Genomic DNA, 23,704 nt, shown 5'->3' on the forward strand with positions numbered 1-23,704 from the left:
TCCAGTTTTTAAAATTTTAAGTTTATATCTAGTTTTCAAGCACTTTATTGAAATTTGACCTATGCACTGTCTAGCGAGCTTTCAGTTAATTTGAGATCAAATCTTCATATTGCTTACTAAGTTTGTATTTCCTTCCTCTATTGGAAAAATCTACAATCTTGATAAACCCCATTTCCACCCACTTTTTACAAAGTTGCGCACTGGTACGAGGCTTAAAATTAAATAGTTCGCCAACCTGACTAGCTGTAATAGCGGAAAACTCCTGGAAGAGCTCAAGAGCTTTGCGTTGTTTAGGATCAAGCTTACGTATAAGATCAGTCTGATCAGTGTGGTATTCTTCTTCATTTATACGTTGTAAAACGTTCTCAAATGAATTTGCCATACCTTCTACGAAATACTCCACCCACTTAGTGATATCTGCTTCAGCTCGTCCCATATAATAATTGTGCGATGGACCTACACTGATTGCCTCATAATAAGCTCCTAGATTCTTAGCATAATATTCTTCCAATGAATAAAGCCCTTTTAGGTCATACCCACCAAGGTGTAAAATTAATGTAGTCAACAATCTTGCAGTACGACCATTACCGTCATAGTAAGGGTGAATTGTTACAAATTGATAATGCGCAATACCTGCAATAATTGGGCAAGGCACTTGCTCACTGTTACGAATCCAATCAATCATACTGCTCATGAGCTTTGGTACATCCTTTGCTTCAGGTGGCATATAAATTATTGCACGTGTAAGACTATCGCGGATAACATTTTGACCATCACGATAAGGTGTTGATTTTATTTTAGATTTTCCACTTGCTATTACTAGAGCATGTAGTGTTTGAACAGCTTTCTCAGTAATGGGTATTCTCCTTGCTGCCCATTGTTCAACTTGAGTTAAAGCTGCATAATATCCTTTAACCTCATTTTCATCTCTCCTATATTTTGGAAAGTGGCTTTTACCACTTAAAACCTCTTCAATCTGTTTAGGTTCAAGTCGATTTCCTTCAATCATAGTAGAATAGTGTGTGGTATAAAGCCGTGCAGTTTCACGAAGAGACAAAAGCATTGATACAGTGAGCGGCAAATGTAACACTTTTTCTTTTGCTGCTTCAATCCTTATAAGACAACTAGCAATTTTAGAAGTAATCGTATAATTTGGCATCGGCATAATATCTGCATTACATTACTTCTATATTATGCTGATAAAATGCAGATAATACAACATTTACACGACGCCGACCATAAACAGCAATAAATTCGGCTGATTGAGAAAGAAGTTTGTCTTGTAGAATAGCTATTTCTTTTTCTCTACCAATTATTGGCTCGTTCATATGTTTATTCCGCGGAAAATTATACACAGCGGAAACAACTTAAATCTACGCTCCGCGCGCCTCTGCTACCAAGTCTTCTGATGAACTTTGTGGTAATGTGCTTGAGTTTTATTGTGTAAAGTTTGCATTTGAGGCAAAACTGGTTATAAAATACACTTGATATAAATGTTTTTATATATTAACATTAGATGCTCCTTTTAATATATAGATAAATGTGTACTAAAAGTTTTATATTGTAGGTTTTTAAATAAATTGTATGTCTAGAATATCGTTTTTATTAATTTTAGTAATAGCAATAGCAAGCTTGCCGATAATAAACAATTGGCTTTCAAATCGCAGCCAAATGCTAAACGATGATTATATAGGTGAGAAATTAGATAATTATATAAGCAGAAATTTTGATAAGATCGTAAAAACTCTCAAAGAGGAGTCGATTAAAAGTAGTTACGCTGCTCGAGATAATGTAACCAAAAGTAAAATTTCACAATACAAGGATCAAATATTTGACCTTACTTATCCTTACTCCGGAAATGAAAATAGTAGTGTTATAGCTGTAGGCTTCCTTGACTATTCTTGTGGACATTGCAAAGCTATAAAGAATGATATAAAGCAGTTAATTAACGACGGCAAAATTAAGTATATCTTTAGGGATGCTCCAATACTTGGTAACGCTTCTTTAAAGGCAGCAAAAAGTGCTTTAGCTGTCTATTTTCTCGATAAAGAAAAATATTTCGATTTTCACCATGCTGCTTTAAGTCACAAAGGAGAATTTTCAGACAAAAGCATATTGGATATAGTGAAAAACATAGGGATTGATGAGGACGATTTTAATGATTCCATAAAAGATAACGCGGACAAAATTGAGCAAATGATAAACAACAGTAGGCTTCTAGTAAGAGATTTGGGAGTAGGTGGTACACCTTTTTTAATAATTGGAGATAGCCTGTTTGTAGGAGCAACTGATTTGAATGTATTACGCAAAAAAGTAGATGAATTAAGTCACAAGCAAGGCTAGTTACAGTTTGCCATAAAATTTTATTTTTTTGCTTGACAACTCAAATGAACCTGAGTATAGTAATTGTGGGTGTGACAGCAGTTTAACTCAGTAGTCTCATCCACTTTCCATAGCGTCATTTACTATGTGAAACGCTTTCAAATTACAACATTTTCTTCAACCAAACTATTTTACTTTCACAGGAGGACATATGTCATTCACAGAAATTAGATTTCCAGAAAATATATCTTATGGTTCCACTGGAGGACCGGAATTTTCCACTGACGTTGTAACAACGCACAATGGTTGTGAACAGCGCAACATCAATTGGTCTCATGCACGCACTAGATACAACATAGCTTACGGGGTCAGATCAAACGAGCAGCTACTAGAACTAATAACATTTTTTCATGCACGAAAAGGTAAAGCAATAGGGTTTCGTTTTAAGGATTGGTCGGATTTTATAGCCATCAACCAAGAGATTGGTATAGGAGATAACAAAAAAACGACTTTTCAGCTAATCAAAACTTATGTAAGTGGGGAAGATAAGCATATACGTATGATCAAAAAGCCAGTGCATGGGACAGTAAAGATTTATTTAAATGGTAAAGAAGAGAGTGAATATTCAGTAAATTATTCAACGGGAGAAATAACATTCATGAAACCGCCAGTAAAAGATGCAATAATCACTGCGAGCTTCGAATTTGATGTGCCCGTGCGCTTTGATACAGATTACTTAAACGCTTCTATTGATGACTATGGAAGCAATAGCTGGAATAATATCCCCTTGGTGGAAGTGAAATTTTAGTTATAAGCGAGCATAGATCCACATCATAGTAGGGCTACTAGTCTACCATAAATTGAAAAATTAAGCACCACTGAGGCTCTATACCTAAATGAGCCTCAGTATATGCAATTATTTTAAACTTTATCACCAGCTATATACTACAATGTTGCTGAGCTTTGCTAACATTTACACTTGAAGCTTGGGGAGATTCTAACTCAGTGCTTTTTTCTTCCTGCAAAATAGAAAGCTTCAACAACTCCTTTAGAGTTGATTTTGCAAGTGTTGTATCATCTTTGTTTAAGATGTAGTCTAGCATGCCGTTTTTCTGTAAGAGATTAACAAAATATCTATCTTCCTCATTAAGAACCTCTATCTTGTTAATACAAGATAATACTAAATCCGAATTCTTTGTTGCTAAAATTCCATTCAAAAAGATATCTAATTTTGTTTTATCTTCAGTTAAGTCTTCAGCTAACCTCTTTCTGATATTCTCATTGTCAAACACAATGTACTCGAGGTACGAGGAAGGCTCAATAAGTATAAAGTCCTCTAAAGGCACTAGTTCTGGATAGGTGCCAGCGTAATCAAGTATGCCACACTCAGTAATACACCCTCCTTTTCTTATAACACAGCAATTGAGACGACCATGATACATTGATAACAAAGAAAAAAGACGTATTATACTTGTACCTCTATCTTTCATTTCCTCGAAAAGCTTCCTATCATTTATTAATTTGTGCAAAATGTAATCCATAGCAGGACCTGATTTGCGGAAACGAAACATATTATTCTCTTCAAAAATGGCCTCAGCTAATTCGATAGATTCTTTATCCTCATCTACAAAAGCTTTTTCATTTCTATTTAACTGTATGATCTCAGCTTTGCTATCTCTGCGTAGACCAGTTCTCCTTATTAACATCTCAAATATTTTTGTATTCATATATATCCTATATTAATTAAAGTAAATATTAATAATGTTTACTTTTTAAATAAAAATAAATGAAAATTTTAATAAAAATTAAATTTTTTTTAATAGAATAAAAATCTTTTATATTTGCTTGAGTACCAAAAGGGCTTTATTGGTGTAATGCGTTTTCTATTGCGCCTGGCTGCAGTGCCCAGCGTCAAGATCTGATGAACAATGTTCGCTTGCCAGCTTTCGCTTCAATATTTGCACAATTGTGCTAGATCCCCTGCATAACCTGCTTTAAAATCTCCTCCTGCTGCTGAGTGTGAACACTAACATAACCACATGCAGGAGATGCAGCAGCAGGTCTTGCGATACACTTAGGTCTTTTTGCTTGGATATCGAGATTAGATAACACTTCTTCTATCAATGGGTTGACAAAAAACCATCCTCCCATATTTTTTGGTTCTTCTTGACACCATATAATTTCAGCGTTTTTGTACTTTTCAAGTTCATTACTTAGTTTATCTGCAGGAAAAGGATAGAATTGCTCCAAACGTATTACTGCTATATCGTTTATTTTTTGTGCTTCACATATGTCGTAATAAACTTTACCACTGCATATTACAACTTTACGTATTTTATCATTCGAAACTAAACCTGTTCTACATTCTGGAATTACTGTGAGGAATTTTCCTTCAAAATCAGATAGGTTAGATACTGCTCTTTTGTGGCGCAGTAGCGATTTAGGTGTAAACACTACCAGAGGCTTACGAAAGTCTCTATGCATTTGTCTGCGTAAGACATGGAAGTAATTCGCCGGAGTGGAACAATTAACTACCTGCATATTATCCTCTGCGCAGAGTTGCAAAAATCTCTCTATACGTGCGGAGCTATGCTCAGGTCCCTGTCCTTCATAACCATGAGGCAGCAATAAAACTAGACCGCTTGATCGCAACCACTTTGTTTCTGCAGATGCGATAAACTGGTCGATCATAATTTGCGCACCGTTTGCAAAATCACCAAATTGTCCTTCCCAGAGCACCAGTGAATACGGAGAATCAAGACTATATCCATATTCAAAGCCCATTACAGCATACTCAGATAGTGCGCTATCTATGACCTCAAAGTGAGCTTGCTTTTCATTTATATTGTTTAGCGGAATAAATGCTTCTTCTGTTACCTGATCAACAAGCCTTGAATGACGGTGCGAGAAAGTTCCACGACCAGAGTCTTGTCCTGATAAACGCACTCCTATTCTTTCTGTGAGCAGTGATGCAAACGCAAGACTTTCGGCAGTTGCCCAGTCTATATTACTACCAAAATTTATGCTGTCTATTCTGCCATCGAGTATTTTTCTAACCTTATTGTTAATGTTAAAGTTACTTGGGATATTGCTATTTATACGCACACCTAATTTTTTCAGCTCATCTGGCGGAACACCAGAATCCGTGTAGTATTCGCTCAAATCGTTCAGCTTTGCTCTTCTTAATTTTGACCACACTCCACCGAACCAGTCAGCTTTTTTTGGAGTGTAAGCCGCTGATTCAGCAAGACTTTTATCTAATTTTGCCCTGAATTCACTGCGCAATTTATTTACTTCATCGCCATCTAATACTTTCTCTGCAGTCAATTTTTCTTCATACAATGTTCCAGGAGTTTTATGCTTTGATATCGCCTTATACATAAGTGGCTGAGTGAAATTCGGTTCATCACCTTCATTATGGCCATATTTGCGGTAGCACATTATGTCAATTACTACGTCCTTTTTAAATTTCTGCCTATATTCCATCGCCAGACTTGTAGCAAAACTCACAGCTTCCGGGTTATCTCCATTGACGTGAAACACTGGAGCTTCTATTGATTTTGCTATATCAGTGCAATAAAAAGAGGATCGTGCGCAACATGGGTTAGCAGTAAAACCAACTTGGTTATTAATGACAATGTGCACAATGCCATCCACTTTATAGCCTTCAATATTGCTTAAGGTTAAAGTTTCAGCAACCACTCCTTGACCGATGAAAGCCGCATCACCATGAATTGATATGCCAAGCACAGATCTTATATTCTGTTTTGCTCTTATTCTTCCAGCCAAAACCGGATTTACCGCTTCAAGGTGAGATGGATTAGGGCATAAACTTAAATGTATTTTTTTGCCACCTGAAAGTGCTCGATCAGAAGAGTAACCAAGGTGATATTTAACATCACCGGACACCTCAAGACCACTTGGGTATGCAAGATTGCCTTGAAATTCAGACAGCATTGCCGCATATTCTTTCCCCATCACTTTGGTTAGAACATTGAGTCGTCCGCGGTGAGCCATGCCAAGGACTATTTCTTCAATACCAAAAACCGTAGAATCACTAATGATTTTTTCAATTGCAACGATAGCTGATTCTCCACCTTCAATAGAAAAGCGTTTATATCCAGGAAATTTCATATGGAGAAATCGCTCGAACATCTCAGATTCGATCAAGTGCCTCAGTATTTCCTTTTTATCTTGTGAACTCAGCGTATAGGTTTGATTTTCGATCTTTTCCTGCAGCCACATCCTCTCCTCATAAGAGGAGATATGCATAAATTCAAAACCGATGTTCTTGCAGTAAATATCTCTATAGATTCCAGCGTCACTTGCCGGATATAGATTCGAATATTTCTGATAATCTACTTCCTTATTCACATTGGGTAATAACGGATTAAGATCCGCAAAAAAATGACCGTAAGATCTGAAAAAATTTGCTAAACTAGAAACTGAATCATCCACCTTAGTTACATGTTGTGCACCGCAGGTCTCCGCTTTATTAACTTCTAAATTGCTTGAAAAAATTCTATACCAATCCTCCCCGATTGATTTATCACCCTGCAAATAACGGCTATACATTTCTTCCACAAATTCTGCATTATCACCATAAAGGCAGCTTAAACTCGACATAATCACTATAAAAAGTATCAAATACTTATAAGTATAACTTAAGTTTTTTAAAAAAGAACTTTTTTAGTTTCTATACGTCATACCGCCGCGGTATCTCTTAACATAGATCCCGCTAACACGTAGCGGGATGACGATTGTCAGGGTGTCATCCCAGTGCGTGACACTGGTTCACTCTATAATGGCAGCGCCCCTATGGTGTCATCCCAGTGCCCAGACTACTTGGATCCAGAAAAAAGAATGGTGTCATCCGAGTAGCTGACACTGGGATCCAGAAGACTTAATTTCAACCAAGTGGCTGCATAATAAAGGCTAGATCCCAGTGTCACGCACTGGGATGACAAGGTATAAACCTTATCGTCACGCCGCCACGAACCGTCATACCGCGATTCATTCGCGGTATCTCAGCCGCTAACAAGAGATCCCGCTAACAAGCAGCGGGATGACAACAATCCTACGTCATGCCGCGGTATCTCTTAGCCGCTAACACGTAGCGGGATGACGATTGTCAGGCCAGCGCCCCTATAATGTCATCCGAGTAGCCGACACTGGGATCCAGATTGGATACTGAGTTGGTGAGTATAAAAGTATAGCTTCTACGTCATACCGCCGCGAACCGTCATACCGTGATTTATTCACGGTATCTCACATAGATCCCGCTAACAAGCAGCGGGATGACAGCAATCCTACGTCATGCCGCGGTATCTCTTAGCCGCTAACACGTAGCGGGATGACGATTGTCAGGGTGTCATTCCAGCGCGTGAAGGTGGAATCTAGTTTCACTTTATTATGGTGTCATCCGAGTAGCCGACACTGGGATCCAGATTGGATACTGAGTTGGTGAGTATAAAAGTATAGCTTCTACGTCATACCGCCGCGAACCGTCATACCGTGATTTATTCACGGTATCTCACATAGATCCCGCTAACAAGCAGCGGGATGACAACAATCCTACGTCATGCCGCGGTATCTCTTAGCCGCTAACAAGCAGCGGGATGACGAATTACTTAACCATCATCTACACCGTCATACCGCGATTCATTCGCGGTATCTCTTAACATAGATCCCCTACTATACCTTAACATAGATCCCGCTAACAAGCAGCGGGATGACGAGCTTATCGTCACGCCGCCGCGAACCGTCATACCGCGATTCATTCGCGGTATCTCAAAGCATAGATCCCGCTAACACGTAGCGGGATGACGATTGTCGGTGAACTTAAGTTACTTTAGTCATAAATATTTAAGAAATTTACCAAACGAAAAAAAGGCAAAAGAAGCCCCGAGTAGCGAGTTTTGACTCTATATTACTGTAAGTGGCGCTGTAATAATGTGCTGACGCTTAGTTTAAGCGCGGTTTGGCTGAATGTAGAAAAAATTTAAAAGACATGCAGCCACTATAATTTTATGTAATCCGCCAAAAAATACCCTGAGTTTTTTACTGAATTTTGTCATTGAGCCTGCAGGTCAAAAACAAGTTTTGAGTCATAAATACCCTTAATACTATAATAAGGGCGCTGGAGGAGTTTGTCAAGGAAGTTTTTTCGTTTCTATGAGCTACTTGGATGACGAGAAAGGAGCACTTACATATTTATGGCAACCTCATTACCTACGCTCAAAAAGTTTTTCAATATCACTGAGTTTCATTTCTATATAAGTTGGTCTTCCGTGGTTGCATTGCCCGGAATATGGGGTTTTTTCCATTTGTCTAAGCAGCACATTCATTTCTTCTAATCTCATTTTTCTACCCGCTCTAATTGATCCATAACAAGCGATAGTGGCCAATATTTTGTTCACTTTATCTTCTACTGGCAATGTATCTTCTATTTCCGTTAATCTATCGACTATATTAATTAGCATCTCTTTCACATCTATTGCTCCCAAAATTGCAGGGATTTCTTTTACTATCACTTTATTTTCTGGTTTGATCTCAATATCAAAACCCATTTCAAATAACTTATCTTTATAGATTTCAATCATCTCCATTCCGGCTTGATTTTTGATTTCAACCGTTTCAGGAAGAAGTAGTTTTTGTCTTTTTACACTTGATTTTTGTTTTAAGCATTCATATACTAGCCTTTCGTGGGCTGCATGCTGGTCGACTATAATCAATTTGTCTCTTACCTCGGCAATAATGTAAGTATTATAGACCTGACAGCGTGCAAACCCGAGCGGGTGGCTCTCTATCAAATCAACTTGCTCTAACACCTTTTTTTCTAGAACCATAGTCTCCGCTTGTGATGGAAATTTCTGTATGCCGGTATAATCAAACGATTTTGACTGTTCTGATAAGCCTTTTGCTTTTTCATTTGGAGAAGCAAATTCTTTTATTAGTTGATTTTTAAAAGGACTTGGTCTTTTTTCATAAAATTCTTTTTGAACATTAGGTTTATCAAAAGGATCCGGCAATGTTGAATCCATTTTCTGGTCATGCGCTGGAAAAGTGCCTATCCTTCTTGACAATGCTTTAATTAATCCTCTTGTCATTATCTCATATATGAGCTTCTTATTCTGATACCTTACTTCTGACTTATTTGGATGCACATTTACATCTACTTGATCATAAGGTATCTCTAAATGTAACGCTGCAAAAGGATACCTATCGCTTGGAATAAAATCATGATATGCATACCTAACTGCGCCAATAAGTAAATTATCTTTAATTGGCCTTCCATTAACAAACGTATAGATCTGAGTGGACTTACCACGATTGACGGTCGGCTTACAGATGTGTCCCGTAAGTTTAATGCCGTCTTCTTCTTCATTGATCTCCAAAGAATTGCCCTGAAATTCTTCTTCTACTTCACACAATCTATGAAATAACGAAGTCTGCTTAGCGTATTTTAAGAGCTTTTTATTACCTGAAGTGAGAGTAAACCCTATATGATAGTTAATCATTGCTAGGTTGTTTACAATATCAACAATGCTTTGAGTTTCTGCTCTTTCAGTTTTTAGAAATTTTAGTCTATTTGGAGTGGCAAAAAATAAATCTTGTACTTCAATATGTGTGCCTTGTGATAAAGAGTAAGGAGTTTGCTCCCCTATTTTCTCTCCACCCTCATAACTTATAGACCATGCTTCATTTGCTTCTCTTGCCTTAGACGATAATTTTATCCTACTTACTGCTGCTATTGAAGGCAGAGCTTCTCCTCTAAAGCCAAGATGCTTGATTTCTATCAACTCATTGTCGCTCAATTTTGAAGTAGCATGGCGCATAAACGCAAGTTCTAAATCGTTTTTTTCTACTCCGTTACCATCATCTGTCACAATAATAAGGTTACGCCCACCACTTTCTATTTTAATCTCTATTTCTAAACTTCCAGCATCTATTGCATTTTCCACTAATTCCTTTACTACACTTGCTGGCCTTTCTATCACCTCCCCCGCTGCTATACGGTTTATGGTTTTTGTGTCTAAAAGAATTATTGCCATAGATTTATTATGAAACTGGTTTTTCTTTTACTTCTTTGGTCTGCTTCTCTCTCCACTTTTTTAACCTACCTGCAATTTCACTGTTAGAAATTGACAATATAGATACGGCGGTAATGGCAGCATTATGTGCTCCATTTTCCCCTATAGACATGGTTGCAACTGGAACACCCTTTGGCATTTGAACTATAGAGAGTAGGCTGTCCAGCCCATTTAATTGTTTACTATGCACAGGAACGCCGATAACTGGTAAACAAGTTAGTGACGCAACCATACCAGGTAAATGAGCTGCACCTCCTGCACCAGCTATAATAACCTTAAAACCTTCTTCTTGTGCAGATTTAGCAAAATTGAAGAGCCTTTCTGGTGTTCTATGTGCAGATATTATGAATATATCATGTGAAACTTCTAATGCTTTTAACATATCAACAGTATGGACCATAGTGGTGTAATCTGACTCACTTCCCATAATAACAGCAACATCTTTTTTTATTTTTGTCATATTCAACACAATTTTACTTACTAACTAAATAATGTTCCAGCTAAAAAGCAACAAATATTTAAATTATATTATAAATATAATATATAGAATTCTCGTTAAAATAGAAATTTTAAAAATTTAAATAAATATTTATATTAAGATATAGAGATATAAACTTCTTATGTAAGATAAATTTATAAAATAATTATTTTTGTATTTCAAGCTTTGTAATCTTAGCTTGTTCTTTCTATAAATGGTTTTTTCAGATAGACTGATGGTAAAATGGTAATTTAAAATTACTAGAAATTTGATAAAAATATTAATATATAATCAACTTAAAGTTTTAAATATTGATATCATATAATTATTGACAAGTTACATGATATTAATATCTTGGTATATTAAATATTATGTTATAATATTTAATAAAGTTAATTGATATGTGAGTGTAAGAATTATGGAAATAATATCGTTAAATAACTTAGACAGTGCAGGAATAAAAACAAAGTTGCTTTATATAATAAATAAAATTATAGAAAAAAATGCTTGGACTCAGGCTTTTGCAGCTGAGAAACTTGGTATTGATCAGCCAAAGGTATCGCAAATTAAAAATGATAAAATAGATGGTTTTTCTTTAGAGCGATTGTTAGGATTTCTAAAAAAACTTGATCATGAGATAACAATCACGATGACAGAAAGCCAAGAAATAAAATCTGAGGCAGAAAAAGTAAAACATGAAGTTGAATCGCAATAGATACAAAGTTGACAACTTGTTTTTTGTGATATAGTATAAAACTTATTAAGGTAGTATCTTATGGCTGAGTCTATTGTAGAAAAGTGTATAGAACGGGTAAGTAACCGTTTCAAATTGGTTCTGTTGGCAAGTCAAAGAGCACATGATTTAAATACAGGGGCAAGTAATCCAATTCAAGCAGCTAAGTTTAAAGGTCATAAAAATACCATAGTTTCCTTACATGAAATAGCAGGAAAACAGGTGGATACTCATGAGCTGTTTAGCCTTTTGGTAGGTAGATGCAAGGAATACATGAAAGGAAATATGAATAATGTTTACAGCAGTAATACAAGTAAGCTAGCGAATTTATTAAATTTTTCTGATAACACAGATCTTGATGCAAGTCAAGAAAGCCAAGATTATGAAGTGGATGGTGAAATAGATGATGAAATAAATGATCAAGATGGCGATGAAGAAGTATCCGTTTAGAAATCTACTGAAGTCACATAGTCTTTAAATGATTTGCATTGCTATCTATACACTGTTGTTCTGTATGAGTGTAATGTTGTGTTGCATAGTGTCTAAGTCAAATGATGTGTACAATAAGGTTTTAGCGTTCAATAATTTCTCAACGCAAGTAGTTGTACTTATAACAGCAATATCAATCATTCTGAATAATTTTTTTTTAATTGATATAGCATTGTTGTATGCTAGCGTTAGCTTTATATCAACTATAGCACTAATGAGATTAATGTTGTTTTGATAATTTATGATAGGATCCATTTTCATATTTTTAGGTATTTGTTTGATAATTATTTCAAATATAGGGGTGATCAGATTTCCTGATTTCTATACTAGGTTACATGCAGCAGGTATTACAGATTCTAGCGGTGCAACGTTATTGTTAATTGGTTTTGCTTTGCAGAATGGATTTTCAATCAATACTGTTAAAATAGTATTATTAATTTTTATAATATGGGTAGCTAACTCAACTAATAGCTATATTTTAGCGCGCACTCATTATAAAGTTAAGAAAAAAACTGTTAAAGAAGGCTAAGGTGTTAGAAATATTAAATGTAGTGTTACTTTTGTTGTTACTAACAGTTACGGTTTTTATAGTTTTCTCGCGACATTTAGTCGTAAGTGCTGTTCTAATGTGTGTATTTAGTTCACTGATTGCGCTTATATACTTAATTATGAATGCACCTGATGTTGCAATTACTGAAGCTTCTGTTGGTGCGGGGCTCAGTACAGTTTTTACGTTTGCAGCACTCTCCTTGATAAAGAATCATAAAGTAAATCTATCTCATAACCCTATAACGCTTTTTTTTATGTTATTTCTGGCTGTATGTTTGTCATATTTTATGATTCAATTGCCAGATTTTGGCAGCCACAATGCTCCGATCCACTTGCATGTTGCTCCTTATTATGTGGAAAATACCGAAAAAGCTACCGGTATTCCTAATATAGTGACAGCTATTTTGGCAAGCTTTCGTGGTTATGACACGTTTGGAGAAACTATAGTAGTTTTTACTGCTGCGCTTTGTATAACGTTGATATTAAAAGAAGAAAAAGAAAATGATTAAAGATCCGATATTAAATGCAGTAACATTTTTGATGATACCTTTTATCATTTTATTTGGTTTATACATACAATTTCACGGTGATTACACTCCGGGTGGAGGTTTTCAAGCAGGAATAATTATTGCCTCCGGGATAATATTATATTCAATGCTATTTGGTGTATCTACAACTCTAAAAGCAATACCTTATTCTGTGATTAGATTGACTAACGTGTTAGGTATTTTAATTTATGGAGGAACGGGCGTTGCAACAACTTTACTTGGCCAAAATTTTTTATCTTATGATATCTTGTTAACCAATAATAGAACCGGTCAAAAATTAGGTATTTTTTTGGTGGAATTAGGTGTAGCATTTACTGTCTGCTCCTCTATGTTAATTATATATATAAATTTTGCTCGTAGGAAAAAACAATGACTTTATATAATTATACGATTATTATTGTATTAATGGTGCTAGGTTTATATATTATTATAAACGATAAAAATTTAATCAAGAAAATGATAGGGGTAAGCGTCTTCCAAGCATCTGTTTTGTTATTTTACATATCTCTAGGATATATAAAAAGTTCCTTGCCTCCTATATTGGTTTCAAATTTTTATTCATATAGCAATCCTATACCCCATGTTTTAATGCTTACTGCTATAGTGGTTGGAATTGCAACATTTTCAGTTGGATTATCCATAGCAGTAAAAATGGAAGAAAAGTATGGAACAATTGATTAAGACAAGTGTACATAAATTAACAGTATCTTAAACTATATGAAGTAACAAATAGCCACAAGTTAAAAGTAAAATTATAGACTTGCTCGTTGTAAGTTTGTTTGTTAATAAGAAATAAAATTATAAACTATAAAGGTAATGATGTCAACTATTAATGATGCAGAAGATAAGAAAAAAATTATCAAAGATCTGGTAACTAAGAGTATAAAAAAGGGTGGTTTTATCACCTTTGATGATATAAATGATAAATTATCAGATGAAAATTTTTCATCTGACTTTATAGATGATGCTATATCTTTATTGCAGGATTCCGGAATTAATGTGCTTGAAAGTAGCGAAGATGAAGAAGATATTCCTTCCAACAGTGATGATAGTAAACTTGATGATGATGACACATCGCCAAATGTTACTGCAACTTTAGTACAAAATGATGATCCAGTGAGGATTTATTTACAAGACATGAGCTCCGTAAAGCTTTTATCAAGGGCAGATGAAATCGAGATAGCAAAAAAAATTGAATCTGAAAAGCATAACATGTTACGTGCAATAATTGAAACATCAGTAACATTAAAGGTGATAAAAGTATGGCGTGATGATTTAAGTAATGGAGCTCTCTTACTGAGAGAAATTATAGATCTGGATGCAATTTATAACTCTGATTTTAATGTGGTACCCAAAGAAGAAAGTGAAGAGAGTGAAGAAAGTGCTGAAGATGTTGAGGATTCTGAGGATGTTTCTGAAGATGCTGAGTACTGTAGTGATGATGAGAAAGATAGTAAAAAAAGTGATGATGAGAAAGACGGTAATAATGAAGATATAAGTTCAGTCAATTTAAATGTTTCTATTCTTGAAATGGAAAGTGACTTATTGCCAAAGGTCATAGTTGCATTGGATGAGATAATTACTTTAACAAATGAAGCGCTGATATTAAGAAAAAATTCTAAAAATTTCTCTAATGAGCTAGAAAATTTGTATAATCAAATATGGTCTATAGCATTACAAATTAAGTTAAGTGATGCTGCTGTTGCCAGAATTACACAAGAACTTTATAAGATAAATAGATCCATTACGCTTGAAGAGGCTAATCTTATTGCTGAGGCTAGAAAATACGATATCGATAGAGAAAGTTTCTATAAAGTTTATGATGACGTGCTTTTAAAGCACGAATTGAAAAAGATAAGTCTTTTAAAGATCAATGAAAATCAGTCCTCTTTTACAGGTGAATTAAAAAACAAATTTTTAAGGTTTATAGACGATAACTCTGAACATATAGCTAGTACCTTGAACGGTATTAAGCAGCATATACAGGAAGATAACGTACAAGAATTTAAGGAGCTAATCAAGAGAATACAAAAACACGAACGAGAAGTCTCTGAAGCAAAGCAAGAAATGACTAAGGCTAACTTAAGGCTAGTAGTTTCCATTGCTAAGAAGTATTCAAAAAGAGGCCTTGATCTGCTTGATTTGATACAAGAAGGCAATATTGGTCTTATGAAGGCCGTGGATAAGTTTGATTACAAACGTGGATATAAATTTTCAACTTATGGCACTTGGTGGGTAAGACAATCAATCACTAGAGCAATACCTGAGCAGTCTAAAGTAGTTAGAATACCAGTTCATATGGTGGAAATTATCAGTAAAATCAACAGAGCATTAAGAAAGATGACTCATGAGATGGGAAGAGAGCCGACGTTAGAGGAATTGAGTGTAGAACTGACAATGCCACTGGAAAGAATACGCAAAGTTATGAAAATAGCAAGGGATCCAGTAAGTCTTGAAGCTCCAACAGGAAAAGATGATAGTAGTACCTTTGGTGATTGTATAGAAGACAAGCGAGTCTCCAGGCCAGAGGATGCTGCAATACTTGCTGACTTGCGTGGCATTACAACCAATGTTCTTGCAACTTTAACACCAAAGGAAGAAAGAATTTTAAGAATGCGTTTTGGCCTTGGTAAAGATGGGAAGGAACATACCTTAGAAGAAGTAGGAAAAATTTTTAATGTAACACGTGAGAGAATTAGGCAAATAGAGGCAAAAGCACTGCGCAAGTTGAAACATCCAAGCCGTGCTAGAAAACTTAGAGGGTTCTTTTAAGTATACGTGTCAAGTTAAGAAGAAGCTGATTTTGCCCGGAAAAAGTGGAGAGCAAGTTAGGCCAAAGTTGTATAATTTCACCGCTATTTTTCTTTTTCTATGAATCTAATGAAACAACATGCTAATCTACGGTAAATATTATGACAAACAAAAATGACAATTCTAATTCAAAGTATAGAAATTTTTATGTTCTGGGTGATAGCTTATCCGATAATGGCGCAATCATTGGAATTTTAAATAATTTATCCTTTGCAAAAAGCGTAAAATTTGATGATCCTTTTTATCAAGGAAGATCTTTTAGCAATGGCCCTACTGCTGTTGAATATATAGCAAAATATTTAGATTTAGATGAATTTAAACCTGGGTGGAGTTATTCATTTTTTGGGAGATGCCACGAACAGCAAGGTCAGAATTACGCAGTTTCATATGCAACAGCATCTGAAATTTTTGACCCTATTTTTTCTTATTTCTTCAATAAATTTCGTTTAGCTAACCAGCTAGATGCAGTAATTAAACATCATCCAGATATAGGTAAAGAAGATTTATTTTGCATCATAATCGGCGGAAATGATGTTATGGTTGCCACTGCTTATGACGATACTAAAGCGGAAGAAGTGTTGGAACAAGCAGTGAGTGAAATATGTAATGCACTTAAGGTTCTAAATGAACATGGTGTTAAGCATGTAGTTGTTGCAAATGCACCTGAAGTTGGCTCAATACCAGCTTTTAATAGAGATGAAGAAGCAAGGGAACTAGCTACAAAGCTCACGGAGAGTTTCAATGCAAAACTGGCTAAAGGCTTAGATTATATGAAGAAAAGTACAAATCTTGAAATAAAAGCATTTGATCTTAACTCTAAAATGAGAAGTATGTTTAGCGAATACAAGAGCAAAGGTTTAAATTGTCAAGATGCATGCACATCGAACATTGCAGACCAAGTTGGGAGATTTAAAGAAAATATAAAAATACTCTTAAAGTTGATATTTAAAGGGGAACTTGACGTTCACTATAACCCTGGGTGTAGCAAAGAAACACTAAAGGATTATTTCTTTTTTGATTATTTCCATCCAACTGCGGAACTTCATCATGAAGTTGGTAATGAAGTGTATGAGTTGATTTGACACAGTTTTTTGAACATATCCTTTTCAATAGTAACCAGACTGCATTCTGTGATTTTTAGCAAAACACGATCTTTCATTTGAGCTTTCTTCAATTTAAAATAAATACAGAAAATTGCTGCCTATAGCTAAACTGACTTAGATTTACCGATAATTTGAAAAACCGTCATCCCGCTACTATATAGTTATTGATATATATTTTCTTTTAAGCTCTTGGTTTTGATCGATAAATGTAATCATTTCATCTTCTAAAGTTTTAATTTGATTACGTAAAATTGCAAGAAGTTCCTCTATTTGTTTGATTATAGATGTATCAGTTACCTGTTGGATTTGGGTTTTTTGTATTTTTGCTATTTCTACAAGTTGGTTTCTACGAGATAATTTTTGTTTCAAGCAATCAATATTACCATTACTAACTGTTAAAGGAGTAACACGCATATCTGTATTATTAATATAACGTGAGATGATACTGCAGTCTATTTTATCAGTTTTTGTAGTAATACCAAGGCTTTTAGCATAGTCTCTCCCACCTTGGTTGAATGACGTACACCTCAAAACCATTGCTTAGTAAAGTATAGGCACATAATTTTTCGTATCCACCAGTTGCCTCAAGACCAATTTTGGTTACATTATGCAAACATAAAAAGTCCAGCATTTCATCAATGGATTGTACATTGTTTTCAAATATTTTATAATGCTCAAGTGGGTGAATGTGGAGATCTAATTTACTTTTGCTAACATCAATGCCAGCAATAATGTTTGATGAATTCATAATTCCTCCGTAATAATAACATATACTGCATTTTCCAGCCTTATATACGAGCCTAAAAGCTCAATCAGTTGTTCGGAACTTTCAGTATAATAAACCAGAGAAGAGAACCTTGCTGAACAACGATTCTTATAATCAAGGGGCGTGACGATTCCTCTTCTCTGTGTGTCTTTAATCTCACTACTTTGATATTTATAAAGACTTGTTCTTAACATATAAGGGAAGTGTCCTCTAGGTGAGATTGTGGAGCATTCGTTGCAGCACTTGGCTGTTCAATTACGCTAGTTGATTCTTTAGGTATACTATTTCCTTCAAAATTTCCATCTTTTTATTATGTTCTCTTTAGCATTTTGAGAGTGAATTATTCTAGTTTTGATATTTAAACGTTTTGTATCTGCTGTAATGATTTCACTTCCAGTTTGCTATTCTTTACATATTGAATTGCAAGCACTAACGCTTTACTTCCGGAAGCTGTGGTGCTGTAAGCTATATTTTGCAAAATAGCAGTTCTCCTGATATCTTTGCTGTCTGAGACTGACTTTACACCTTTTGAAGTATTAATCACTAGATTTATTTTTCCATCTTTGAGCATATCAACTATGTGGGGTCTGCCTTCTCTTACTTTATTTACAGCTTGTGCAGCAATGCCGTTATTGTTCAGATACGAAGCTGTGCCTTTGGTGGCATATATTTCAAAACTCAGTTCTTTCAACATTCGTGCAACTGGCAATATATACTTTTTATCATCATCTTTTACTGAAACCAGAGCTGTTCCTTCTGTTGGTAACTTGTATCCTGCAGCCATGTGCGTTTTTGCAAGTGCAGCTTCAAATGATGAGTCAATTCCCATCACTTCTCCTGTTGATTTCATTTCAGGACCAAGTAAAGTATCAACTCCTGCAAAGCGGGTAAATGGAAAAACAGCAGCTTTAACTGCAAAATGATTGAAAGGCTTGTTTTCCTGATTCAATTTTTTACCCAAAATAACCTGAGTGGCAAGCTTTGCAATAGGAATATTGATTACCTTGGAAATAAAAGGAACGGTTCGACTAGCCCTTAAATTCACTTCAAGTATGTATACATCACTAGACCTCTTGCATAACTCGATTTCTGAAGGCAATTTTGTCGTCAAAGCTTGTCTGCGCTCCTCAAATACATTCGAGTATTCTGTGGTGCTCATCTGCACTTTTCCTAAAGATTTCTCATCACAAACAGGTTCTGCAAGAGGTCTATTCTCTTGAACAGCAAACTGAATGTTTATCAGACCTTTCACTTTTAATGCTAATGCTATTCTCTCAGTTTGGAGCTCGATCTCTTTTATTACTTCGTCACTCAATGTATTTGTCGGTATTGAGCATGTTGAATCACCAGAGTGGATACCAGCTTCTTCAATATGCTCCATGACCGCTGCAATGAAAACTTTTTCCCCATCACATACAGCATCAACGTCAACCTCAACTGCATTGACTAAAAATTTATCAAGAAGCAGCGAACCATGCTCAAAGATTTTAGTTTGATCTAAGACGTACTCTTTAAAGCTCTGAGTATCGTGTCTAATCGACATAGACTGACCGCCGAGGACATATGATGGCCTGACTACTAGTGGAAACCCCACCTTTTCTGCGTTGGTTAACGCTTCTTCTACTGAATGGCAGATAGAATTTTCAGGTTGTTTTAAATTAAGTTGCAAAGCAAGGTTTTTAAACCTCATGCGATCTTCTGCAAGGTCAATAGAATCAAACGAAGTTCCCAGAATTTTGAAACCTCTCTCGTTAAGCACTTTGGCTAACTTTAAAGGTGTTTGACCGCCTATTTGAACTATTACACCAACCAGTGTGCCATTTTCTTGCTCTTTACTTAGTATTTCAAGCACATCCTCTGCAATGAGTGGTGCAAAATATAAACGATCAGCGGTATCGTAGTCAGTTGAGACAGTTTCGGGATTACAGTTGATCATTATTGTTTCATACCCCATTTCTTTGGCGGCAGAAGCTGCATGTACGCATGCATAATCAAACTCAATACCTTGACCAATGCGATTTGGACCACTTCCTAAAATGACAACCTTTTCTCGGTCAGAAATATTCGCCTCACATTCCGTTTTATTTTCAACATCACCCTCATAGCAGCCATACATATAAGCAGTGCTCGATTCAAATTCAGCTGCACAGGTGTCTACGCGTTTATAAACTTGTTTAATGCCAAATTTTTTTCTTATTTCTTCGATTTGTTTTACTCGATCTCCAGCGTGTAACGCTGGCTGGATCCCAGTGTCACGCACTGGGATGACATTAGAGGGTACTGGAATGACAGAGGTAGGTCTATTACTTAACTTTGCTAATCTTGCATCTGAAAATCCCATTTTTTTCAGCTCTAACATTTCGTACGCAGTTCCAGGAAATCCATTTTCCTTGATTTTTTGTTCAGTTAATATAATTTGCTGTATATTTTGCAGAAACCATAAGTCATATCCTGTAATCGAATTTATTTCTTCTATGCTAATTCCGTGGCGCATTGCGTCAGCAGCAATCAGTAATCTGTTTGGTAGCAATTTTGCTAATTGAGATTTTATGTGATCAATATCAATGTTCTCAGGAAATACTTCATCAAGTCCTGTAAAATCAGTTTCAAGTGAACGGAAAGCTTTCTGTAGTGACTCATTAAAAGTGCGGCCTATAGACATCACTTCTCCCACTGATTTCATGGAGGTTGATAATTCACAATTCGTCCCCTTAAATTTCTCAAACTCAAATCGAGGAATTTTAGTGACGATATAATCAATCACTGGTTCGAATGCTGCTGGTATTATTGGAGCACAGTCGTTACGTATTTCGTCGAGCGAATAGCCAATAGCAAGTTTAGTTACAACTTTTGCAATAGGATAGCCTGTTGCTTTCGAAGCAAGTGCAGAAGAACGAGAAACCCTTGGATTCATCTCAATCACAACGAGGCTTCCATCTTCTTTAGGATTCACTGCAAATTGAACATTTGCACCACCGGCACTAACATCAATTTCTCTCAGCACTGCTATAGATGCATTTCTCATCTGTTGGTATTCTACGTCACGCAGAGTCAAAGCAGGAGCAACCGTAATACTATCTCCGGTGTGCACTCCCATCGGATCAACATTTTCTATCGAACAGACTATTATGCAGTTATCTTTACAATCGCGGATAACTTCCATTTCATACTCTTTCCAGCCGATAATTGATTCATCTATCTGAACTTCATTTATTGGCGAAATTTTGAGAGCACTTTCTGCGATATTGAAAAACTCCTCTTTATTATATGCTATGCCACTACCTGCACCACCAAGAGTGAATGATGAACGAATGATTGCTGGTAATCCAACGTAATCCAAAGCCTTTTTTATTTGTTCTTGATTTTTTATAATGATACTTTTGGGGTATTTCAGTCCTATTCTATCCATGGACTGACGGAATAACTCTCTATCCTCTGCTTTTTTTATTGCTTCTCTATTTACCCCTATTAATTCTACGTTGTATTTGTCTAACACTCCATCATCTGCAAGTTTTATTGCACAATTGAGCGCTGTTTGCCCGCCCATTGTTGGCAATATTGCGTCTGGCCTCTCCTTAATTATAATTTTCTCTATGATTTCAGGCAGTACCGGCTCAATATACGTCGCATCAGAAAACTCAGGATCTGTCATTATAGTTGCGGGGTTGGAGTTAACCAAAATGACTTTATAACCTTCGCTTTTTAATACTTTACAGCTTTGCGTTCCGGAATAATCAAACTCGCATGCCTGACCTATAACTATTGGGCCTGCTCCTATTACTAATATAGATTCTATATCTGTGCGTTTCGGCATAATTACAATAACGGTCTCTATTCAAGTAATGTTACCAATCTTTCCTGTATATGTGAATTTTTATTAAACCTATTAGCTAATTACTTTTAGGCTTGACGCATAACTGTACGAACATTGCAATTTGCGTGGCAGATTCCAGTGCTTGACACACAGCTGTACAAACATTCATTTTTGAAGGTAAATTGCACAGCAAATGATGTTATTCAAGTAGCTGACACTGGTTCCTTTATGACGGCAGTGCCCAGAGGTGTCATCCCAGTCTGGGATCCAGAAAACTTAACTTTAAATAAGTGGCTGCATAATAAAGACTAGATTCCAGACTGGAATGACACCATAGAGGCACTAGGATGACATCCTTCCTAGTGGAGATTACTCTCAAATCACAATGTTCATACAATTGTGGGCTTAACGGTATCTTTGCAGATACTATGGTAATTTATTCGGGAGATTTGCTGAGCGGTAAGATTTTTCCTGATATGCTGCAGTCTTCAGAAGCTAATTCCACAAATTTATCTGTTAGTTTATCAGGTGACACCAATTCAGATCCAGGAAATGCCTGCTCACTACCCACAGGTCCTTCCGTGTATACAGCATTTACACATAATTTTGTATGTTTTGTCTCAGATGCATATATCTGCACCATTATTTCTAGTGCAACTTTACTTGCAGCATACGGCATCCAATATGGATAAGAGGAAGGAGAAAGTGTCACTTCTGAGGTCATGAATATCGCTCTTCCAGCATTAGACTTTTTTAGCATTGGATCTAAGTTTTTTAGTAAGTACCAATTGGCAGTAAAATTTGTATTCATTACGTTCTGTAGCTCTTCAATCTCACAGTCATGAATGGGGTTCAGTTTGCCTAAAATTCCAGCACACGCAACTAATATATCAAGTGCTCCAGATTCTGATAATTTCAGGCTTTCTATCATGTTTGTCAGTATCTTTACATTCTCAAAGTCTAAAAGATCAAGCTGAATTAGTTTCACAGAGCCTTCTTTAAATTCTTCAAGCTCTTCAATTTCATTATATAGTGGCTTGAGATTATCAAGAGATCTTGAAATCAGAATCACACATGCACCTTCTCTTATAAACCTTTTTGCAACAGCAGAGCCTACTCCACCTGAAGCTCCGGTGATTAAAGCTACTTTACCTTCTAACTTACCCATTTCTTTCTCCTTAGCGAGATTCATTGAAATATTTTAGCTGAAAATTGAATTTTGCTCCATATATAAAAATCAAACTTAGCATATAAAAAAATAGTAATGACACTACCACACCACCTAAACTTCCATATATCAAATCCAGTTGGTCAAAGGAAGCTTTTAAGTATTGCTTAAAAGCTGAAGCAGAAATCGTCCAAAGAATAACAGCTACACAAGATCCAGGAAATACGTCTGATAAATTTTGTTTTATGTTTGGCAACATAAAATATAGCCAAGAGACTACTGTGAAAAGTACAAATTCAATAAGTAAATACCTAGTATAACTTAGTCCCTGATAGGAAAAATCAATTAGCATTGGTACTAGTGTAGAAAACACTATAGTTAGAGTTATAATAAGCGTGATTACTAAAAATTGTAATATACTTAGTACTCTTCTTAATATATAAGGCGGCAAAACCGGAACTTTATAGGCCTTATTGAGTATTGTTCTAAGCCCTTCAATTGTCGATGAAGCGGTCCAAACAGCACCTACAATTGCTAAAGTTAGTAAGCTTTGCGGCGGGCCTGATATTATCTCCCTAATACGCGGCATCAAAGATGATAAAATATCCTGTGGCATGTTATCAATGATAAATACCCAGCCAATGTTGTACTGGTCTAAAAAATTTGCAAATGTTGACGCCACAGCCATTAAAACGATGAGAAAAGGAAATATTGATAACAGAATTAAAAATGATAAATACCCTGCATGCTCCACTCCATCATTATAAATTGTGTCAATCAAAGCACGATAAAGACAATAAACGATGCTGTAAAATTTCTGTGGCACTGTA

25 protein-coding genes are annotated in these 23,704 nt (G+C 35.8%); 13 read left to right on the top strand and 12 right to left on the bottom strand.

The genetic code is table 11. The features are described from left to right. Window positions 1–85: 85 nt before the first annotated feature. Entirely contained in the window at window positions 86–1,090 is a 1,005-nt protein-coding gene (locus R0F62_RS00855; RefSeq protein WP_317051386.1) for a Fic family protein, read from the bottom strand. 85 nt (window positions 1,091–1,175) lie between these two features. Beyond that, window positions 1,176–1,328: a hypothetical protein gene (locus R0F62_RS00860; protein ID WP_010081826.1), complete on the bottom strand. Its 153-nt coding sequence runs from the start codon at window positions 1,326–1,328 to the stop codon at window positions 1,176–1,178. A 256-nt stretch (window positions 1,329–1,584) separates the two neighbouring features. Between R0F62_RS00860 and R0F62_RS00865 the strand changes: the two genes are divergently transcribed. Continuing rightward, window positions 1,585–2,343: a DsbA family protein gene (locus R0F62_RS00865; protein WP_274979354.1), complete on the top strand. Its 759-nt coding sequence runs from the start codon at window positions 1,585–1,587 to the stop codon at window positions 2,341–2,343. 190 nt (window positions 2,344–2,533) lie between these two features. After that, window positions 2,534–3,130 (top strand): TIGR02217 family protein, encoded by a 597-nt coding sequence (locus tag R0F62_RS00870; RefSeq protein WP_138265061.1) that lies wholly within the window; start codon window positions 2,534–2,536, stop codon window positions 3,128–3,130. Window positions 3,131–3,260: 130 nt separating this feature from the next. Here the strand turns inward: R0F62_RS00870 and R0F62_RS00875 are convergent, their stop codons facing one another. Both R0F62_RS00875 and R0F62_RS00880 read right to left on the bottom strand, forming a co-directional pair. Beyond that, a complete protein-coding gene (locus R0F62_RS00875) occupies window positions 3,261–4,049 on the bottom strand; it encodes a hypothetical protein (RefSeq protein ID WP_274979353.1) in 789 nt (262 codons plus the stop codon). Between the two features lie 244 nt (window positions 4,050–4,293). Next, the gene (locus R0F62_RS00880; RefSeq protein ID WP_274979352.1) at window positions 4,294–6,948 is read right to left on the bottom strand and encodes a 2-oxoglutarate dehydrogenase E1 component; all 2,655 of its coding nucleotides are present in this window, start codon (window positions 6,946–6,948) and stop codon (window positions 4,294–4,296) included. Between the two features lie 127 nt (window positions 6,949–7,075). Between R0F62_RS00880 and R0F62_RS00885 the strand changes: the two genes are divergently transcribed. After that, on the top strand, window positions 7,076–7,207 hold the full coding sequence (locus R0F62_RS00885; protein WP_255322263.1) for a hypothetical protein: 132 nt from the start codon (window positions 7,076–7,078) through the stop codon (window positions 7,205–7,207). 1,342 nt (window positions 7,208–8,549) lie between these two features. Here the strand turns inward: R0F62_RS00885 and mutL are convergent. Beyond that, window positions 8,550–10,376 carry a DNA mismatch repair endonuclease MutL gene (gene mutL / locus R0F62_RS00890; RefSeq protein WP_274979351.1) on the bottom strand — a complete coding sequence of 609 codons (1,827 nt, stop codon included), beginning with the start codon at window positions 10,374–10,376 and terminating at the stop codon, window positions 8,550–8,552. Between the two features lie 7 nt (window positions 10,377–10,383). Beyond that, the gene (purE, locus tag R0F62_RS00895; RefSeq protein ID WP_179943748.1) at window positions 10,384–10,875 is read right to left on the bottom strand and encodes a 5-(carboxyamino)imidazole ribonucleotide mutase; all 492 of its coding nucleotides are present in this window, start codon (window positions 10,873–10,875) and stop codon (window positions 10,384–10,386) included. Window positions 10,876–11,311: 436 nt separating this feature from the next. On the opposite strand from purE, the gene R0F62_RS00900 reads away from it, so the two are divergent. From R0F62_RS00900 to R0F62_RS00940, 9 genes are all read left to right on the top strand, one after another. Then, on the top strand, window positions 11,312–11,608 hold the full coding sequence (locus tag R0F62_RS00900) for a helix-turn-helix domain-containing protein (protein ID WP_274979350.1): 297 nt from the start codon (window positions 11,312–11,314) through the stop codon (window positions 11,606–11,608). A gap of 60 nt (window positions 11,609–11,668) precedes the next feature. Next, window positions 11,669–12,076 carry a DNA-directed RNA polymerase subunit omega gene (rpoZ, locus tag R0F62_RS00905; protein WP_317051387.1) on the top strand — a complete coding sequence of 136 codons (408 nt, stop codon included), beginning with the start codon at window positions 11,669–11,671 and terminating at the stop codon, window positions 12,074–12,076. Window positions 12,077–12,104: 28 nt separating this feature from the next. Next, window positions 12,105–12,350, top strand: a complete 246-nt coding sequence (locus R0F62_RS00910; protein ID WP_007548527.1) for a monovalent cation/H+ antiporter complex subunit F — start codon at window positions 12,105–12,107, stop codon at window positions 12,348–12,350. A 6-nt stretch (window positions 12,351–12,356) separates the two neighbouring features. Then, window positions 12,357–12,644: a monovalent cation/H(+) antiporter subunit G gene (gene mnhG / locus R0F62_RS00915; protein ID WP_006279703.1), complete on the top strand. Its 288-nt coding sequence runs from the start codon at window positions 12,357–12,359 to the stop codon at window positions 12,642–12,644. A gap of 1 nt (window position 12,645) precedes the next feature. Beyond that, the gene (locus tag R0F62_RS00920; RefSeq protein ID WP_015589497.1) at window positions 12,646–13,173 is read left to right on the top strand and encodes a DUF4040 domain-containing protein; all 528 of its coding nucleotides are present in this window, start codon (window positions 12,646–12,648) and stop codon (window positions 13,171–13,173) included. After that, on the top strand, window positions 13,166–13,585 hold the full coding sequence (locus R0F62_RS00925) for a Na(+)/H(+) antiporter subunit B (protein WP_006279705.1): 420 nt from the start codon (window positions 13,166–13,168) through the stop codon (window positions 13,583–13,585). Before R0F62_RS00920 ends, R0F62_RS00925 begins: the two co-directional genes overlap by 8 nt. Next, window positions 13,582–13,893 (top strand): cation:proton antiporter subunit C, encoded by a 312-nt coding sequence (locus R0F62_RS00930; protein WP_006279706.1) that lies wholly within the window; start codon window positions 13,582–13,584, stop codon window positions 13,891–13,893. Before R0F62_RS00925 ends, R0F62_RS00930 begins: the two co-directional genes overlap by 4 nt. Before the next feature lie 138 nt (window positions 13,894–14,031). After that, window positions 14,032–15,984 carry an RNA polymerase sigma factor RpoD gene (rpoD, locus tag R0F62_RS00935; RefSeq protein ID WP_274979349.1) on the top strand — a complete coding sequence of 651 codons (1,953 nt, stop codon included), beginning with the start codon at window positions 14,032–14,034 and terminating at the stop codon, window positions 15,982–15,984. A gap of 140 nt (window positions 15,985–16,124) precedes the next feature. Then, entirely contained in the window at window positions 16,125–17,105 is a 981-nt protein-coding gene (locus R0F62_RS00940; RefSeq protein WP_010082050.1) for an SGNH/GDSL hydrolase family protein, read from the top strand. Between the two features lie 174 nt (window positions 17,106–17,279). On the opposite strand, the gene R0F62_RS00945 is transcribed toward R0F62_RS00940, so the two are convergent. The 4 genes from R0F62_RS00945 to carB form a co-directional block, all read right to left on the bottom strand. Beyond that, entirely contained in the window at window positions 17,280–17,663 is a 384-nt protein-coding gene (locus R0F62_RS00945; protein ID WP_227738615.1) for a hypothetical protein, read from the bottom strand. Beyond that, a complete protein-coding gene (locus tag R0F62_RS00950; protein WP_274979348.1) occupies window positions 17,614–17,874 on the bottom strand; it encodes an IS110 family transposase in 261 nt (86 codons plus the stop codon). The genes R0F62_RS00945 and R0F62_RS00950 overlap by 50 nt, the downstream gene beginning before the upstream one ends. Next, window positions 17,871–18,086: a hypothetical protein gene (locus tag R0F62_RS00955; RefSeq protein WP_080717592.1), complete on the bottom strand. Its 216-nt coding sequence runs from the start codon at window positions 18,084–18,086 to the stop codon at window positions 17,871–17,873. The genes R0F62_RS00950 and R0F62_RS00955 overlap by 4 nt, the downstream gene beginning before the upstream one ends. A 164-nt stretch (window positions 18,087–18,250) precedes the next feature. Beyond that, window positions 18,251–21,706, bottom strand: a complete 3,456-nt coding sequence (gene carB, locus R0F62_RS00960) for a carbamoyl-phosphate synthase large subunit (protein WP_138265033.1) — start codon at window positions 21,704–21,706, stop codon at window positions 18,251–18,253. A 138-nt stretch (window positions 21,707–21,844) separates the two neighbouring features. Between carB and R0F62_RS00965 the strand changes: the two genes are divergently transcribed. Beyond that, complete coding sequence (locus tag R0F62_RS00965) at window positions 21,845–22,018, top strand: hypothetical protein (RefSeq protein WP_167471214.1); 174 nt, start codon at window positions 21,845–21,847, stop codon at window positions 22,016–22,018. A gap of 124 nt (window positions 22,019–22,142) precedes the next feature. Here R0F62_RS00965 and R0F62_RS00970 read toward each other — a convergent pair whose 3' ends face one another. Together R0F62_RS00970 and R0F62_RS00975 are read right to left on the bottom strand one after the other, a co-directional pair. Beyond that, a complete protein-coding gene (locus tag R0F62_RS00970) occupies window positions 22,143–22,898 on the bottom strand; it encodes an SDR family oxidoreductase (RefSeq protein ID WP_022626173.1) in 756 nt (251 codons plus the stop codon). Then, window positions 22,885–23,700: a YihY/virulence factor BrkB family protein gene (locus R0F62_RS00975; protein ID WP_274979346.1), complete on the bottom strand. Its 816-nt coding sequence runs from the start codon at window positions 23,698–23,700 to the stop codon at window positions 22,885–22,887. The genes R0F62_RS00970 and R0F62_RS00975 overlap by 14 nt, the downstream gene beginning before the upstream one ends. Window positions 23,701–23,704: the final 4 nt, after the last annotated feature.

Origin of the sequence: Wolbachia endosymbiont of Drosophila aff. chauvacae BK-2020, assembly GCF_032848195.1 — a bacterium.
GTDB lineage: Bacteria > Pseudomonadota > Alphaproteobacteria > Rickettsiales > Anaplasmataceae > Wolbachia > Wolbachia pipientis.